The organism is Pseudoalteromonas spongiae UST010723-006 (genome assembly GCF_000238255.3).
In the GTDB taxonomy this organism is placed as follows: domain Bacteria; phylum Pseudomonadota; class Gammaproteobacteria; order Enterobacterales; family Alteromonadaceae; genus Pseudoalteromonas; species Pseudoalteromonas spongiae.
Window position 1 is genome coordinate 2,084,112 of the sequence record NZ_CP011039.1, and the last position, 15,662, is coordinate 2,099,773.

A 15,662-nucleotide genomic window follows, 5' to 3' on the forward strand; every position below is an offset into this window, starting at 1 on the left:
AAATTTTGTGTTGGACTTCACCCCCCTATTACCTTTAAATGCGCGCACTTTTTGGTCTTATGACCGATTTATTTTTTAAGGGTAGAAATGAAAGAAACCACTGCAATTGAACATGTTCGTGCAAGCTACAATGTACCGCATTGGAGCCAAGGTTATTATGGCATTAATGATCAAGGCGAAATTACTGTGTCACCAAATATGGCGAAGCCAACGCATGCAGTAAGTTTGTCTAAAATTGCCGAACAAATTCAACAGCAAGGGTTATCGTTACCAGCGCTTGTGCGATTTCCGCAAATTTTACACCACCGCGTACATAGCTTATGCAATGCGTTTAACGCGGCTATTGAAAGCTATGATTACAACAACAACTACTTACTAGTTTATCCAATTAAAGTAAACCAACAACGCGAAGTGGTGGAAGAAATTTTAGCAAGCCAAGCGAGCCAATCGGTAAAGCAATTAGGTTTAGAAGCTGGCAGTAAAGCAGAGCTACTTGCAGTGCTTGCGATGGCACAAAAAGTCAGCTCTGTGATTGTATGTAACGGTTATAAAGACCGTGAATACATTCGCTTAGCACTTATCGGCGAAAAGCTTGGTCACAAAGTTAATATTGTGCTTGAGAAACGTTCTGAACTTGAAATGGTGCTTGAAGAAGCACACAAACTTGGCGTAAGCCCACGCTTAGGTGTGCGCGTACGTTTAGCATCGCAAGGTAAAGGCAAGTGGCAAGCAAGCGGTGGTGAAAAATCAAAGTTTGGTTTATCTGCATCACAAGTATTAAGCGTATTAGCTGAACTTAAATCGCACAAAATGGAAAGCGCACTACAACTCGTTCACTTTCACTTAGGTTCACAAATGGCGAACATTCGCGATGTGCGCACAGGTGTCAGTGAAGCAGCACGTTTTTACTGTGAATTGCGCCGTTTAGGTGCAAATTTAGCCTGTATGGATGTAGGTGGTGGTTTAGCTATTGATTACGACGGCACGCGCAGTCAATCGAGCAATTCTATGAATTACTCGCTTGCTGAATATGCAAATAACATCGTCTACACCATTGGTGACATGTGTAAACAATATGAGCAGCCGATGCCGATGATTATTTCAGAGTCAGGCCGCGCCTTAACAGCGCATCACGCGGTACTTATTACCAATGTGATTGGCACTGAATCGTATCAGGTTGAAGAATTGCCAGCGCTTGAGAGCGATGCACCACTACTTTTACAAAACATGTGGCGTTCGTGGTTACAACTTAATAACCGTGTTGATGACAGAGCGTTAATTGAGATTTATCACGATTGTATAAGTGATTTAGCGGAAGTACATAGTCAGTTTGCAATGGGGCTTTTAAGTCTAGAGCAACGCGCATGGGCAGAGCAAATTACACTGCGTATTAACTACGAGCTACAGCAGTTGATGGATGGCAAAAACCGTTTTCATCGGCCAATTATGGACGAGTTAAACGAGCGATTAGCGGATAAATTTTTTGTGAATTTTTCGCTGTTTCAATCGCTACCTGATGCATGGGGCATTGATCAAGTGTTTCCAGTGTTACCGCTTTCTGGTTTAGAAACCATGCCAGACCGCCGTGCAGTGCTACTCGATATTACTTGTGACTCAGATGGCACAATCGACCAGTACGTAGATGGACAAGGTATTGAAACCACCTTGCCAGTGCCAAATTGGCAGGCCGATTCACCTTACTTGTTAGGCTTCTTTTTAGTAGGTGCTTATCAAGAAATTTTAGGTGATATGCACAACCTATTTGGTGACACTCATAGTGTGGTTGTCAATGTGAATGAACAAGGCAACAGCGAAATTATTGAAATTAACGAAGGCGACAGCGTTGAAGATATGCTGCGTTATGTGCACTTAGATGCAGAAGAATTCAGACACGCATTTGCTCAATTAGCGAATAGTAAATTAGCTGAGCACGAGCGCAGCGCAGTTCTTGCTGAGCTAGATGCGGGTTTAAAAGGCTACACCTACTTGGAAGATATTTAACCTATGGTTAAGGTTTTTGAAAAACACAACGGCATGCTTTTTGGCAACGGCGCAACTTTTATGCGCCAGCCATTAGTTAACGACCCAACATCAAGTGATGCTGATGTGGTTGTACTTGGCTTGCCATTTGATATGGCAACTTCTGGTCGCTCTGGTGCCCGCATGGGCCCAGATGCGATGCGCCGCGCATCAGTTAACCTTGCATGGGAAGAAACCCGTTACCCTTGGCCATTTACACTAAACGACCATTGTACTGTGATTGATGCGGGCGACTTGGTGTTTGCGCCTGGCGATAGCGAAGGTTTTACACAACAAGTAGAAGATGCAGCCACACAACTTTTAGAACAAGGTAAAAGCCTTTTAAGTTTTGGTGGCGATCACTTTGTTACTTTGCCGCTGTTGCGCGCCCATGCAAAACGTTTTGGCAAAATGGCGTTAGTTCACTTTGATGCGCACACAGATACCTATGCTAATGGCAGTCAGTATGATCATGGCACTATGTTTTACCATGCGCCAAACGAGGGACTCATCGACAAAAACAGTTCGGTGCAAGTGGGTATTCGCACTAATTACACCCAAGCTGAGCATGGCTTTAAAGTGATTGATGGCGCTGAAAGTAATGCACTATCGGCACACACGATTGCCGAGATGATTAAACATTCAGTGGATGAGTTACCTGTGTATTTAACCTTTGATATTGACGCACTTGACCCAGCATTTGCACCAGGTACGGGCACACCAGTATGTGGTGGCTTAACCACCGACAAAGCGCTCAATATTCTTCGCGAATTAAAAGGGCTGAATATTGTAGGAATGGATGTGGTAGAAGTGGCTCCCGCTTACGATAACAGCGAAATTACCGCACTTGCAGGCGCCACCATTGCGCTCGAAATGCTGCATTTGTGGACGTATAAACATAAGCTTGGCAATTAACCTCGTTTATATTTTGGCACCCAACAAAAAGCCTGTGTTTTCACAGGCTTTTTTTTGTTAATACGAATGATCCACATTCATAGTAAAAACGTTTTATTCACATGTTAAAGAGTAATGACTAGGTTCTATCATGTTTAGTTTCTTAAAACCTAACCCAATAAAAAAAATGAAGAAAGATTATTTTAGTTTACTAGAAAAAGCGATGCACGCTCAGCGAAGCGGTGATATAAAAACATACTCTATGTTAACGGCCAACGCTGAGGCTCTTTGGCTAAAAATCGAAGCGCTAGAAAATAAAAACTAGTTTATACATAGTCAAAAAGGTTAAAGCGTCGCTAATCCACTTCGCCTTCATTAAATGTACTTTTTTGTTTGCTTCGTAAAAACGTATTATCGCTTACCAGTGCATCGATTTTTACTTGATATTGTTTGTTAATTGCGGCCATTTCTTGTGCCAGCGATTGCTGCAGTTTGGCGCCCGCAATATTGCTTTTGGCTTGCCCAGATTGATTTTTTAACGCTGCTAATTCGTCACTCATTTCACGCTGTAAACGCTTTATTTGCGCATTATTATTCGCTATTTTTCGCTCTACCGCGCGCTGTTCAACATAACTGCCAATGCGATTTAATTCTTGCTCGTGTGAGTTACCGCTAAAACCGCTACTTTGACTACTGTTATTAAGCTTATTTAGCTCTTTTTGCAAACGTTCCAAATTACCTTGCTCTAACTCAATAGACGATTTGTAACGTTCTGTAATGGCATTCATTTCAAGTGCTAACGCTTCTGAACGAGTGGCACCGTAAAGGTTATTTGCGGTACGCACTGTCATGTTTTTAACCTCGTTTATCTCGGCATCCATGTCTTTTTGTAGCTTTTTAATACGCGCTTTCACTTTATCTATCTCGCGCTTTAACTGGCGTGATTTAACGTAGTTATCGGTTGAATCGGTACTTTGCTTCACACCCGATTGCGGGCGCTTTTTGATTACTTGTGGACTGACTTCGATTTTCTCGTATTTATCACTGCATGGGGTATCGCTAAACGTCAGTACACCATCAATTTCGCACTTATAAATTGCACTATAAGACGCAAAACTACTCAACAAACAAACAGATAAAAGGGGAAATTTAAGATTAAACATAACAGTCCTTATTTAACGTAGCCTGTCTAGATTACACCAATCTAGACAGGTTTTGGACTGTTTATTTTGCGCGGTATTATTTTAGTGCGTTGGTTATATGTAACGCGTGTTGTTGTAGTTCATGGCCTAACTCGGTTAGATAGCCACCATCTACTTGATCAATAATGCCACGGTCAAATAAACGTTTTGCCGAGGCCTGCATACTTTCTGGCGCATCATGATGAATTTTAAGACCTTGCATCGCACTCGCTGTAGGAAATTTCAAAAGTAATTCTAAATCGGTGATTTGTTCTGTCGCTAGGCTCATTGTGTTTCCTTTTTTATTATTGGTTCCGTTACACAGTATAGATAAGCTTTTTAAAATTGCTTGATCTTGCTCATGTAAAACACTGAATTTTCAATAATACTTTGTTTACACAGTATTTTGCTTAAGCTTTGTACTGAAAACGCGCAAGCTGCATTTCATTCAAACGACTTAGTGTACGCCTAAATGCAAACGCCAAAATGCCTTGCGTATATAGTTCATCTAAAGGCACATCGGCATTAATGTAAAGTGGAATTGAACGGTCATAGCACTCATCAACTAACGCGATAAAGCGGCGCACGCCATCGTCTTTTCGCGACAGCATTGGCAATTCACGATCGCCAGCAGCAACGCGCACCGCACCATCTTCCGTGCCCCGCGCTATTTGCTTAGTAACCGACTGACATGAAAGTTGCGGTACCTTGTCTAAAAATATGACCTTAAACGAATCACATAAAGCAATAAAATCTACTGCCGCTAATGGTTGCTCGCATAACGCACTGTAATCACACAAAAGCAATTGCTCGCTGCGCTTATGTATTGGAATTTGCAGGTGACCTAACTCAAACGGTGTGGTTATCATTTGCTGCTGGTCCAGTGCTAAAAACGTATTGGTAAAACTCGTTTCTAATGCGCTTGCTTGATTGACCCAATAGCGACAAAATTGTTCACCTGGGTGTAAGCGATGATCTTGTCCACCATCAACACTTAACACTTGCATATGTTGTTTTAACGCATTAATGGCAGGAAGCAGCCTTTCACGATTAAAACCATTTTCGTAAAGCGCATTAGGGTGCTGATTAGAGGTGACAACCAGCACTAAACCTTGGTCAAAAAACGCCTGTACCAAACCACTTAATAAAATTGCATCGCCAATATCGCTAACAAAAAACTCATCAAAACACAGTACATCAACTTCACTTGCCAGTTCACTTGCAAGCACATTAAGCGGGTTTTCACGACCGGTTAATTGAAATAAGCGTTGATGTACCCAGCGCATAAAGTGATGAAAATGCTGACGCTTTGCAGGCACGGTTAACGCGTTGAAAAAGCTGTCCATCAACCAGGTTTTACCACGGCCTACAGGGCCGTATAAATAAACGCCTGTTACGGCTTTTCGCTTATTTTCCAAAGCTAAATAACAATCTTGCAGCGCAGCGACAGCAACCGCTTGCGCCGCATCATGTTTAAAACCATTAGCTAACGCGTTATTGTATGTATCGAGAGGTCCGATGGCTGTTTGAGAGATAGACATAAGTGCAAAGATTTGGCGCATTATGCGCCAAACTAGGAGACGTTATTGCAGTGCTTTTTCAGCAAACAAGTGCTTTATTGGTTTAGCGGCATCAACCACATTTAAACCAATGCCACGGATCAGCTTTTTAACTGGGTTGCTGCCTTCAAACAGCTCTTTTAAACCTTGCATCATTGCAATATGCGTTTGTGCATCGGCTTTTCGTGCCATTTCGTATTGACGCAATAGTTTGCCACTGGCAAATACACTACTTTGTTCATCTGCAACTAACTGTAGTAATTTTGCTACATCTTTTAAGCCCAAATTCATGCCAAGGCCAGCTAGCGGGTGAATGGTATGCGCCGCATCCCCCATTAAAATCACGCGATTTTCGACCCACTTTCTTGCATAGCGCATTTTAAGTGGGAAACTCAGTCGTTGGCTATTTACACGACATAAACCTAGTTCACTATCAAATGCAGCAGTAAGTGCTTTATTAAATTCGCCCTCTTCCATTGCCAATAGTTGTTTGGCATGTTCCGGCGAAGTAGACCACACAATTGAGTGGGTATTTTGCTCAGGTAATGGCAAGAATGCGAGCGGGCCTGTAGGTAAAAACACTTGGCGCGCTGTATTTACGTGTGGAACTTGGCTTTTAACGGTTGCCACTATTGCGTGATGGTCATAATCCCAAAACGTAATTGGCATTTTAAATTGGCTGCGAATTGCTGAATTTGCGCCATCGCACGCAATTAATAGCTCTGCCATAACCGGCTCACCAGAAGCAAGGGTAACCAATACTTGTTCATCGGTTTGATGAATGCTGCTATACGGTGTTTCGAACAAAATTTCTAAATTGTCGTTTTTTTCACATTGAGCAATCAGCGCCTGACGGATCACTTCGTTTTCGACAATATGACCAAGCTCAGATAAATCGAGTTCGTTACTGGCAAAGTGAATGCGACCAATTGAATCTTTATCACGTACATCCATATTGGTGTAAGCAGCTAAGCGCTGGGCTTGAATGCCCTGCCAGATCCCTAGTTTTTCAAAAAGTGCTTGGCTTGCTTTACTAATCGCGCTGACTCGTAAAGCAAACTCCTCGCTATCTACCTGAGCTGGCTTGCCTGCATCAATCAATAACACCTTTTTACCAAGATTAGCTAAGCCTAGCGCTACGCTTAACCCAATGCAGCCACCACCAACAACAATTGCTTGAACCTGTTTCACTAACCTACATTCCCCATCAGTTGTTTTGCTAGTGGCGCTTTTACACGTTTACACTTGGCCATAGCGGTTAAAACAAGACTGCGCGTTAATGCAAACGCACGGTTATCATTAGAAAATCCTCTAACGAGAGCATCAGTTAACCACAACACAGTGTCAACATCTTGATTTCGCTCAACTTGGTATCGATTAAGCAAACTTACATCGCCAATATCTTGTTTTGCTGCAAGTGCGTCAGTCACGAGCTTTTCAAGTAATATCACATCGCGCAAACCAAGGTTAAAGCCTTGACCGGCAATAGGGTGAACAAGATGAGCAGCATTGCCTAAAATCGCAACACGATGATGCATTAAACGCTCCGGCTTACCCACTTTAAGAGGATACGCTGCACGCATACCCACTTTGGTGAAAAGTCCCGCTCGATAGCCAAATGATGTCTGTAATTGTGCTATAAATTCGTCGTCTGGCAGTGCTAATAAAGTCTCTTGCTGTTCAGGTTTAACACACCACACCAATGAAAAACGATTTTTCGTCATTGGTAATAGTGCCATTGGGCCTGTTTCTGTAAAACGTTCAAATGCTTTATTGTGGTGACCGTCTGCCACCTCAATATTGGCGATCAGTGCCACTTGATCATAATCAAGGGTTTCGGTTTGAATGTGCAATGGCGCCAATGTTTTAGAATGCGCGCCATCTGCCACCAGCATCAATTTGGCGGTAATCTCAGCGCCTGATTCAAGCGTGAGGTCAACTCTGCTCACGTGCTGTTGGTAAGTACTCACCTTATCTGGGCAGTACAATTCTATACCTTGTGATGCCATCTTTTTATGTAATTGTTGGCCCCATGGTCTTACCTCAACCACATAACCAAGCGCTGGTACTTGATATTCTGCGCTCGATATTTGGGTTTTACCAAAATGGCCGCGATCAGATACTAATACATCGTTTATTGCCGCAGTAAAGTCATTATTGGCATCTAACAAATTAAGTGCCGATAAATATTTAAATGACTCACTTGCCAATGCAATACTGCGGTCGTCAAAGCTTGGTTGACTTTCATCAGTTGCAACAAACGCTTCTATCACGGCGATAGTTAACTTTGGGTTGCGCAACTTTAAGCTAAGGGCTGCGCACGCACCAGTTAAACCACCGCCTACAATTACAATATCGAACATAGCTTTATACCTGAGATTACTGAGCCATTATTGCTTCAATTTCGTCAATTTCTTTTGGCACACTTGCAGTAAGATTTTGATGACCTTGTTCTGTAACGACCACATCATCTTCAATGCGAATACCAATACCGCGGTACTTCTCTGGTGCGTCGCTATCGTTAGCAATATATAACCCCGGTTCAATCGTCAGTACCATGCCTGGCGCAAATGGACGGTCTTGATCGTCTAATTTATATTCACCAACATCGTGTACATCTAACCCTAACCAATGGCCTAAGCCATGCATGTAGTAATCTTTGTATTTTTCGTTTGCAATCAGGCTGTCGATATCGCCGTTTAAAATACCTAAATCAACTAATCCTTGCGTTAAAATACGCACCACAACATCAGCAGTTTGTTTTAGGGTATTGCCTGGTTTTACCATTTCAAGTGCCGCTAGCTGCGCTTTTAAGACTAAGTCATATACTTCACGCTGCGCGTCACTATACTTGCCATTTACTGGGAAGGTACGGGTAATATCTGCTGCATAGCCATTTAGCTCACAACCAGAATCAATCAGCACTAAATCGCCATCATTGAGTACATCGCTGTTTTCGGTGTAGTGTAAAATATTAGCGTTATCGCCGCCGCCAACAATAGTGCCATACGCTGGGTGGCGCGCACCATTCATTGCATAATGGTGATGAAGTTCAGCTTCTAATTGATATTCGGTCGCTCCGGCTTTAGCAAATTGCATTGCACGAATATGGCCTTGTGCACTGATTTCCCCTGCTTTAGCCATAATTGCAAGCTCAGCATCTGATTTAAACAGACGCATTTCATGCAAAGTGCTGCGAATATCACTAATCACCGTTGGTGCTTTCCAGCCACGCTTTGGCGCACCGCGTAATGTGCTTAACAGCGACCATACTTTGTCATCGAATTCTTTGTAAGTGCCTTGTGCGTAATAAAGTGTTTGTTTACCAGACACTAAATCAATCAAGCTGTCGTCAAGTTCTGCTAATGTGAATGCATTATCAAAACCGTAGTCTTGTTTTGCTTTTTCAGCACCGATACGACGGCCACACCAAATCTCTGCTAATTTATCTTTCTCGCGACAAAATAAGTGCGACTCTGCCGTTTCGCCTTTTACCAGTACGAGCACTGCGTCAGGCTCTGGAAATTGCGTTAAATAGAAAAAATCACTGTCTTGGCGAAACGCAAATTCAGTATCACGACTACGGGTTATTTCAACAGCGGCAGGAATAATCGCAACTGAGTTATCTGCCATTGCATCAAGTAATTTACTGCGACGCGCATTTACTTCTTCAACTGAAATTGAAAGTGGGTGTGTCATATTACTTCCTACGGCTTAGTGAATGGTGGTGTTAACCGCGGCGTTTTGCTGTTCAATTTTACCGAGTTCAGCAAAACATAAATGCACCGAAATACGCACATATTCAACTACTTCGTGAAACGCTTGTTTATCTTCTTCGCTTTCATCAAAGGTTGTATCCATTTGGTTAATCTCGGTAAAGTCGTGAATAACTTCTTTTACCTCTGCGGATAACTTGCCGTAGTCTTTTTGTTTTAAGCCAAAACCCAGTAGAAAACCTGACACCCATGATACTAAAGCGTTTGCTCTGTCATGTAGCGATTCATCTTCGTCTGGCAGGTACAACTCAAATTGCAGTTCTCGATTGTCTAGCGTGCTGCGAATTTGGCTATAAAAGCCCACTAATAACTTTTTCAGATCGCCAGAAAATGCAATGCCGTCATTAAACACATCGCTTAAAATTGTTAGGTATTCTTTATCTTCAATATCAATGCCGCAAGCAAGTAAGCCGGTAATAACGCCGTGTACTTCGCTTGGCATAATAAACAGTTCATTTTGTTCGAGAGTAACTTGAGTTGCTTGATAATCTTGTGACATAACGCGCTATTTGAGTTGCTGTAGTTCAATGATAATGCTAACACTGACGCCCTATTCACGCCATTGTTTTAGACAACAGTGTTGAAAACACACACAATTTGAATACTTTTGCTGCACTTGATCAAACAATCTTAGATTAGCACTAGTTATCTCGGCAATATTTCTTATAATAAAGGTGTTCCCTCGAGTGTTGGAGAAAGGTTACGTCCCTGAGCCGATAAACTTTTCTTAGGAACCCAGTTCAGATTGCTATTGCGCAAGCTCGGCATGTACCGAGAAGCCTACGGTAACTAACTGCGCTCCGCCTTGAGCCTTAGGGTTCAAGGGCTGACACCTGATACCGCACTTTTGGGAACACCTTCCTTGCTTTATGATTTCCCTTTCTACCTTAAGCTAACTTTTTGATTCATAGCTTAAAAAACCAACTTTTTGGTTATACCTCTGTTATTGCACAAATGTTAGAGTTAAAACTCAACTTAAATGCAAAATTAACAACAATAACAATGAAAAACATCAGTGCAATCTTTCTTGCTGTTGCATCTCTTACATTATCGGGCTGTGGTGGTGGCGATAGCAGCGAAGAGAATACGCAAATAGTACTCAACACTCCTCCTACATTAACTGGCGAGCCAGACAATGCCTTTGTTGGCAAAATGTTCGAGTTTAAACCAACTGTTACAGATAAAGACAACGACCTTGTTTCAATAAGTGCGAACAATTTGCCCAGTTGGTTGACGCTTTCTAATAACATACTCACAGGCACACCAACCGTGACGGATTTAGGAAGTACTACATTCGAATTGATTGCATCGGATGGCAAAGGCTCATCAACTTATACATACAGCCTTCAAGTCATTGACTCGCAAGAAACCAATACAGCGCCTGTTGTGTCAGGTCAGATCCCAAGTGCTTATGCTGGTAAAGCATTTAGTTTTACTCCTACCATTTACGATAAAGAAAACGACGTTCTTACCTTTACAATTGAAAATGCACCAACTTGGGCTGAGTTTGACCTGCAAACAGCTAGGTTAAGCGGCACGCCTAATTTGCAGGATGTTGGCACTCATCGAAATGTAGTACTCAATGTGCATGATGGTGTTAACCAAGTCGCTTTTAGTTTTGATATTAAAGTACAAAGCAACACAGGCTTGAATACGCCACCAAGTATCAAAGTCAGTGACCAAACAGCCATTGTTGATAGCGCGTTTTCTTATACGCCTATTATCAGCGATGCGCAAAATGATACGCTCGCTATGGCAATCAACAATGCACCGAGTTGGCTCAGCTTTGACAATGTTACCGGCGAAATAACAGGTACACCCGAAATAAGTGACTTAGGTGTCTATAAAGATATAAAAATCACAATTTCTGACGGTGAATACAGCGTGAGTGGTATGTTTGATATCACAGTATCAGATAATAGCGAGCCTAATACAGCGCCTGAAATTTCAGGCACGCCGCCAAACGCATATGAAAACAAAGCATATACATTTGTACTTTCTGTTACCGATAAAGAAAATGATACACTCTCATTTAAGGTTAATAACCTTCCAACATGGCTTTCGTTTGATGAGTCAAACACCACTTTTAGTGGCACCCCATCAGGCGACAATGTTGGACAACACAATAACATCAACCTAACTGTAAGTGACGGCAAGCTACAAAGCAAACTAACCTTTTCGATTACTGTATTAGCGACCGAACCTACTAATACTGCACCGGTGATTTCGGGCACACCGACTACTGCACAAGCTAATTATCCTTACTCGTTTATTCCAACCGCAAGTGATGCTGATGGTGACACTTTACGCTTTAGTGTAAGTAATCTACCAAGTTGGGCTGCGTTTAATACTATAACAGGTGAAATCTACGGAACGCCGCATGAACAAAGCGTTGGTACCTATAACGATATTGCAATTACCGTTAATGACGGCAAAGATACTGCAAGTTTGACGGTGAGCATTACCGTGGATGCTGCACCAATTACCAATAACCCACCTGAAATTTCAGGTACACCTACGAATGCACAAGCTAACTCTGCTTACTCGTTTATTCCAACCGCAAGTGATGCTGATGGTGACACTTTACGCTTTAGTGTAAGTAATCTGCCAAGTTGGGCTGCGTTTAATACATTAACGGGTGAAATCTACGGAACGCCGCATGAACAAAATGTTGGTACCTATAACGATATTGTAATTACAGTTAATGACGGCAAAGATACTGCAAGTTTGACCGTGAGCATTACCGTGGATGCTGCGCCAATTACCAATAACCCACCGGAAATTTCGGGCACACCAACTACTGCACAAGCTAACTATCCTTACTCATTTATTCCAACCGCAAGTGATGCCGATGGTGACACTTTACGCTTTAGTGTAAGTAATCTGCCAAGTTGGGCTGCGTTTAATACTATTACGGGTGAGATATACGGAACGCCGCATGAACAAAGCGTTGGTACCTATAACGATATTGCAATTACCGTTAATGACGGCAAAGATACTGCAAGTTTGGCGGTGAGCATTACCGTGGATGCTGCACCAATTACCAATAACCCACCTGAAATTTCAGGCTCGCCTTCGAATGCGGTAGTAAACACTGCTTACGAATTTATTCCAACGGTGAAAGATAGCGATGGGGATAGTCTTAACTTTAGTGTGAAAAACTTACCAAATTGGCTAAGTTTTGATAATAAAACGGGTCGCCTATTTGGTACGCCAACTAAGGATAACGTGGCAACGTATTCTAATATTGCAATTAGCGTATCTGACGGTAAGGCCGAAGCTACACTCACTATTGAGATAACCGTTGAAGCAATTAACAATCTGCCTGTACTGCTCACTACAACAGCTAAAACACGAGCGGCTGAGCCATTTAGCCTAGCGCTAAACGTTAAAGACGATGATAACGATACAATCACTATTACCCCGGTTAATTTACCAACTTGGCTTTCGTTTAATCAAAATACTAAGACGCTTACGGGCAGTGCGAATGGTGACAGTGTTGGCTCACAGCAGTTAACGTTTAGCTTATCTGACGGTAAAGAAAGTAATACTCAATCACTCACTTTAGAAGTTGAAAAGAGCTGGCTGACAATTGCCATTGAAACCGGTAATGCCTTAGTTGTTAAGGAAAGTGATACCATCTTAAATGCTGCGATTAACGAGTTATCGTCACATAAGGCGCGTTTTAACTCGATTAAATCACAATTGTTTAAACAAAATGCGCAAGGTGGCGTGCTAACCGCGATTGATTGGGACCCAACGCATGACGCTGCGATTTTACAAGGCCAATACCCGTTTAACGATACTGTGCTTTACACCACCAACTCAAATCAATCTGGCGGGCCAGATAGAATATTGCCTATCGCCATTGCCGGCAGTAAAACTGAAAACACAGGCAGATACCTCGCATATGGTGGCAACCCATTTAGAAACACGGTAAACGATCAAATGCTAACCTTTATGACCAATGCATTTGATTGGCTTACACAAACATCCACAACCACTAAAAACCAATTTAATGTGGTGCTAACTCAGCTTGATGAAAGCTACTGGTTTAGAGACCGCAGTTTAACGCGCGCGTGGCTTGATAATAACTACAGTAATGTTTCTTACAACCTAGCAGGTGATTGCGATGGCACTAAACTGGCTCAGTGTATTGCCGCTAAGCCCGATGTAGTTATTATTTCTCGTATGGTGCGTGATGGTGATGACAAACAAGCCGTTTTAGATGCGGTTAGCTCGGCACTTGAACAAGATATCCCTGTAATATACATCCAGTATGATGGTGGTATAGGCGATCATGGCCGTAAGTTATTACAACTGCTAAATATTAGCCATCAAAATGATAACTATTGGTGGAAGCTTTACTTGGACGACTTTAATCCAAGTACAGTATTTAATACCTTGCCAAGCGATATGGTAGCAATAAATACCCTGCTAAATAATTTTAAAGCGGGTAACTTTAATGTCGATTTATCAAATTGTGAAACGCGCAGCTGCCCTACAGAATCAAATACTCAGAGCGAATTTTTTGCCGGTGCCGATGCCGTCAAAGCAATGTTTAACAGGTTTGATAGTGAAAAACGTAATATTTTTACAAGTGCTGACTATCGTTTAAATAAACTGCTGATTTTGCTGGCTGATCATTATCGTCAAACGGTTAGTTTCCCGATGGATAAAATCGCGACGGACACTACCTCATTTTTTAAATCTTTGTATGCCGATTACGCGGTTTACAATGTACGAGATATCAACCCTATTCAGCCAGATATGGGTAACTTTAGTCGCTCTGATTTCAGTCACATTACCCCAGAGCATGCTTCAGTTACGCTAACGGCAAAACCGTACTTTCGCTCTGCTGGGGTGTACGCTATTCCTGGGCAAAGCTTTACCGTGACACGTACCGACAACCAAGATGTATCAACCCATGTATTTATTAATACGCTGCGTACCGGCGCAACGCATATATTTAATGAAAATAAATACAACCGACCTTATCTACTGCAAACACAAAAAATTGAAGTAAAACCCAACGAATCAGTTACCCTTACTTCAAGTTATGGTGGGCCAATTCAAATCGCATTTAATAAAAAAGATATGGATGTGAGCTTTAGCTTTACCCACATTGGTCGTCACCCGCACTGGCGCAATAAAGCTGACGACGCCATTTTTGCAGAGCGTATGGCAAGCGGCGATTATGACTGGGCAGAAATTGCAACCCCCGGCTTTGAAGTGCATTCAAAACTGACTAAATTAGAAGCATCGCTAGCTGGTAGCATTTGGCCTGTGGCATCTGACTTTGCCAATGCAACATCTCGCTATACTCATAACTTAGTGCATGTGCTTGCAGGCTTTAAAGGACCTGGCATTGATGTTGAACCAGAAATACACGACTTTGTAACCGCTCGTGGTTTAGATGTTGATACCATTGATATTGTTAAGCATATGAATGCCGACCAACCCACTTGTGGCTGGGGTTGTAGTGGCAACCCATATGATGCAGGCTGGAACTTTAGCCCAACGGGTCATGGTGACTTACACGAACTTGGCCATGGTATCGAACGTGGTAGCATGCGTTTTGAAGGCTATGGCGGTCACTCCAATACAAACTTTTATTCGTACTTTAGTAAATCAGTTTACGAAGATGAAACAGGTGAGTCTGCAAGCTGCCAAAGCCTACCGTTTAAAGAGCTATTTAATACGCTGCAGCAAAGTAAACTTGATGCCGACCCTGTCGCTTATATGCAAGCTAACTTAACGAAAAGCTGGTCTGAACATCATGCTATTTACATGCAGCTTATGATGGCCGCACAAGCACAAAACACGCTAAATAACGGCTGGTTTGTTTACCCACGTCTGCATATTTGGGAACGAGAATTTTATCGAGCTGATGATTCAGATAGCGCGTGGGAAAGTAAAAAAGTAGGCTTGGGCTTTGCCAATTACACCCGAGCGGAAGTTGCCAGTATTGCGCGCAACGATTGGCTGTATATTTCATTGAGCCACATTACGCAGCTTGATTTAACCAAGTGGTTTACCATGTACGGATTCACCGTATCAGATAAAGCGCAAACACAGGTAAAATCGAACGGTTTTAACGAACTAGCTGAAGTATTTTACACAAGTGACGGCACAGGTTATTGCTCGAATTTAAATCAACCTGAATTACCGGTTGATGGCACACAAACATGGCCTCATAACTAACCACTCCACCCTTTTACAGCAGCAACAAC

General features: G+C 42.4%; 11 protein-coding genes and 1 other RNA gene. 5 read left to right on the plus strand and 7 right to left on the minus strand.

Annotation, left to right across the window (positions count from 1 at the left end):
• Window positions 1-87 precede the first annotated feature (87 nt).
• The 3 genes from speA to PSPO_RS21580 all read left to right on the plus strand — a co-directional run bounded on the left by speA (window position 88) and on the right by PSPO_RS21580 (window position 3,238).
• Window positions 88-2,001: a biosynthetic arginine decarboxylase gene (speA, locus tag PSPO_RS09720; protein WP_010559639.1), complete on the plus strand. Its 1,914-nt coding sequence runs from the start codon at window positions 88-90 to the stop codon at window positions 1,999-2,001.
• A 3-nt stretch (window positions 2,002-2,004) separates the two neighbouring features.
• Window positions 2,005-2,934: an agmatinase gene (gene speB / locus PSPO_RS09725; protein WP_010559638.1), complete on the plus strand. Its 930-nt coding sequence runs from the start codon at window positions 2,005-2,007 to the stop codon at window positions 2,932-2,934.
• 130 nt (window positions 2,935-3,064) lie between these two features.
• On the plus strand, window positions 3,065-3,238 hold the full coding sequence (locus PSPO_RS21580; RefSeq protein WP_010559637.1) for a DUF6435 family protein: 174 nt from the start codon (window positions 3,065-3,067) through the stop codon (window positions 3,236-3,238).
• Window positions 3,239-3,269: 31 nt separating this feature from the next.
• Here PSPO_RS21580 and PSPO_RS09730 read toward each other — a convergent pair whose 3' ends face one another.
• From PSPO_RS09730 to PSPO_RS09760, 7 genes are all read right to left on the minus strand, one after another.
• Window positions 3,270-4,076, minus strand: coding sequence for a DUF4124 domain-containing protein (locus PSPO_RS09730; protein ID WP_010559636.1), 807 nt, complete (start codon window positions 4,074-4,076; stop codon window positions 3,270-3,272).
• Between the two features lie 76 nt (window positions 4,077-4,152).
• Entirely contained in the window at window positions 4,153-4,383 is a 231-nt protein-coding gene (locus PSPO_RS09735) for a TIGR02647 family protein (RefSeq protein ID WP_010559635.1), read from the minus strand.
• Window positions 4,384-4,504: 121 nt separating this feature from the next.
• On the minus strand, window positions 4,505-5,656 hold the full coding sequence (gene zapE, locus PSPO_RS09740) for a cell division protein ZapE (RefSeq protein WP_010559634.1): 1,152 nt from the start codon (window positions 5,654-5,656) through the stop codon (window positions 4,505-4,507).
• Window positions 5,657-5,677: 21 nt separating this feature from the next.
• Window positions 5,678-6,844 (minus strand): FAD-dependent monooxygenase, encoded by a 1,167-nt coding sequence (locus PSPO_RS09745; RefSeq protein WP_010559633.1) that lies wholly within the window; start codon window positions 6,842-6,844, stop codon window positions 5,678-5,680.
• Window positions 6,844-8,016: a 2-octaprenyl-6-methoxyphenyl hydroxylase gene (gene ubiH / locus PSPO_RS09750; protein WP_010559632.1), complete on the minus strand. Its 1,173-nt coding sequence runs from the start codon at window positions 8,014-8,016 to the stop codon at window positions 6,844-6,846. The genes PSPO_RS09745 and ubiH overlap by 1 nt, the downstream gene beginning before the upstream one ends.
• A 16-nt stretch (window positions 8,017-8,032) precedes the next feature.
• Window positions 8,033-9,352, minus strand: a complete 1,320-nt coding sequence (pepP, locus tag PSPO_RS09755; protein WP_010559631.1) for a Xaa-Pro aminopeptidase — start codon at window positions 9,350-9,352, stop codon at window positions 8,033-8,035.
• A gap of 15 nt (window positions 9,353-9,367) precedes the next feature.
• Entirely contained in the window at window positions 9,368-9,928 is a 561-nt protein-coding gene (locus PSPO_RS09760; RefSeq protein ID WP_010559630.1) for a UPF0149 family protein, read from the minus strand.
• 176 nt (window positions 9,929-10,104) lie between these two features.
• Between PSPO_RS09760 and ssrS the strand changes: the two genes are divergently transcribed.
• Both ssrS and PSPO_RS09770 read left to right on the plus strand, forming a co-directional pair.
• Window positions 10,105-10,287: non-coding RNA, 6S RNA (gene ssrS, locus PSPO_RS09765), on the plus strand.
• 144 nt (window positions 10,288-10,431) lie between these two features.
• Complete coding sequence (locus tag PSPO_RS09770; protein WP_158523442.1) at window positions 10,432-15,633, plus strand: ImpA family metalloprotease; 5,202 nt, start codon at window positions 10,432-10,434, stop codon at window positions 15,631-15,633.
• Window positions 15,634-15,662 lie beyond the last annotated feature (29 nt).